The 2,648-nt window shown below is 68.6% G+C and carries 1 protein-coding gene; it reads left to right on the forward strand.

The window, feature by feature from the left end:
• Positions 1–124 precede the first annotated feature (124 nt).
• Positions 125–2,602: a phosphoketolase gene (locus tag M4D54_RS13735; protein ID WP_259892107.1), complete on the forward strand. Its 2,478-nt coding sequence runs from the start codon at positions 125–127 to the stop codon at positions 2,600–2,602.
• Positions 2,603–2,648: the final 46 nt, after the last annotated feature.

The raw sequence follows: 2,648 nt of genomic DNA on the forward strand, positions 1-2,648 counted from the left end.
GCCGCGACCGGAACGGCCCGGATCACCGCTTCCCAGTGCTGGTCCCTTACTGCGGCCCGCGGATCGTCCTAGTGTGGAGGCACGGCATCGTCCAGCTCGCACCGTCGAGCACCGAGGAGGCACCATGTCCACCGTTCCGTCCTGGCCCGATGCGGCGCCGAAGGCTCCCAGTGACAATGAGCTCGAGTCGATCCACGCCTGGTGGCGCGCAGCCAACTACCTTTCGGTCGGCCAGATCTACCTGATGGCCAACCCGCTGCTGCGCGAGCCTCTGCAGCGCGAGCACGTGAAGCCGCGGCTCCTGGGGCACTGGGGCACCACGCCCGGGCTCACGTTCCTGTACGCCCATGCCAATCGCGCGATCCGTCAGCGCGGCCTGAAGGCCATGTACATCACCGGCCCCGGCCATGGCGGCCCCGGGCTGGTGGCGGCAAGCTATCTGGAGGGCACCTACTCCGAGGTGTACCCGGCAGTCGGCCAGGACGTGGACGGGCTGCGTCGCCTGTTCACCCAGTTCTCCTTCCCCGGCGGTATCCCCTCCCACGTGGCCCCGGAGACGCCGGGCTCGATCCATGAAGGCGGCGAACTGGGGTACGCCCTCTCCCACGCCTACGGGGCCATGATGGACCGGCCCGACGAGATCGCCTTCACCGTGGTCGGTGACGGCGAGGCCGAGACCGGCCCGCTGGCGACCTCGTGGCACTCCAACAAGTTCATCAACCCCCACACCGACGGGGTGGTGCTGCCGATCCTGCACCTGAACGGCTACAAGATCGCCAACCCCACGGTGCTGGCCCGCATCGGGGACGACGAGCTCGCCGACCTGATGCGAGGCTACGGTCATACGCCGCTGTTCTTCACCGGCGGTTTCGATGACGAGGACCCGATCCAGACGCACCGCCGTTTCGCCGAGGTGCTGGACGAGGCCCTTGACCAGATCGCCGCGATCAAGAAGCAGGCGGCCAAGGACGCGAAGACCGGCAGGACCACTGAGCGACCTGCCTGGCCGATGATCGTCTTCCGCAGTCCGAAGGGGTGGACCGGGCCCAAGGAGATCGACGGGCACAAGACCGAGGGCTCCTGGCGCTCCCACCAGGTTCCCCTGGCCAGCGCGCGGGACACCGATGAGCACCTGGCGGATCTGGACCGCTGGCTGCGCTCCTATGAGCCCGAGGAGCTGTTCGACGAGGACGGCGCCCTGCGTGCCGAGATCGCCGCGGCCGCCCCGGAGGGCGGGCTGCGGATGTCGGCGAACCCTGCCACCAACGGCGGGGTGCTGCGCAAGGACCTCCGGCTGCCCGATTTCCGCGACTACACGGTGGACGTGCAGGCCCCGGGCGCGACGATCGCCGAGCCCACCCGGGTGCTGGGTACCTGGCTGCGGGACGTGACCGCCCAGAACATGGAGACCTTCCGGATCTTCGGCCCGGACGAGACCGCCTCGAACCGGCTGCAGGCCGTCTACGAGGTGACCGACAAGCAGTGGAACGCGCAGTTCGAGGACCACGATCACGCCGAGCACCTGGCCACCACGGGCCGGGTGATGGAAATGCTCTCAGAGCACCAGTGCCAGGGCTGGCTGGAGGGGTACCTGCTGACCGGCCGGCACGGACTGTTCTCCTCCTACGAGGCGTTCATCCACATCGTCGACTCGATGGTGAACCAGCACGCCAAGTGGCTGAAGATCACCAACGAGATCGAGTGGCGCGCCCCGATCTCCTCGCTCACCTACCTGCTGAGCTCGCACGTGTGGCGGCAGGACCACAACGGCTTCTCCCACCAGGACCCTGGCTTCATCGATCACATCGTCAACAAGAAGGCCGAGGTGGTCCGGGTCTACCTGCCGCCGGACGCCAACACGCTGCTGTCGACGATGGACCACTGCCTGCGCTCTAAGCAGTACGTCAACGTGGTGGTGGCCGGCAAACAGCCCAACCCTGTGTGGCTGAGCCGGGAGGACGCGATCACCCACTGCACCCGCGGTCTGGGCATCTGGGAATGGGCGGGCACCGAGGTGGCCGGCCAGGAGCCCGATGTGGTGCTCGCCTGCGCCGGGGACATCCCCACCATCGAGACCATGGCTGCCGCCAAGATCCTGCGGGAGAAGCTGCCGGACCTGAAGGTGCGAGTGGTCAACGTGGTGGACCTGATGCGCCTTCAGGACGACACGGAGCATCCCCACGGGCTGTCCCAGCGGGCCTTCGACGGGATCTTCGGGGAGGACATCCCGGTGGTGTTCGCCTACCACGGTTACCCGTGGCTGATCCATCGCCTGGCCTACCGCCACGACCGCCATGGCCGCATCCACGTGCGCGGCTACAAGGAGGAGGGCACCACCACCACCCCGTTCGACATGCTGATGCGCAACGACACCGACCGCTATCACCTGGTGATGGACGTGATCGACAGGGTGGAGGGGCTGGGCACCGCCCAGGCCCTGCTGCGCCAGGAGATGGAGGACGCCCGCGTGCGTGCCCGCGCCTACGCCTACACCCACGGTGCCGACGTCCCCGAGGTGGCCGACTGGCAGTGGGGCGACGGCGGCGACGCTACGACCGCAGCCCCGGGGGTGGCCGCTGAGACCGGCGGCGACAACGAGTGACCCGCTCATAGGAGGGGGGGGGGGGGGGGCCCCCCGCGGGGGGGGG

This window comes from Brachybacterium sp. p3-SID1565 (genome assembly GCF_025143785.1).
Taxonomy (GTDB): Bacteria; Actinomycetota; Actinomycetes; order Actinomycetales; family Dermabacteraceae; genus Brachybacterium; species Brachybacterium epidermidis.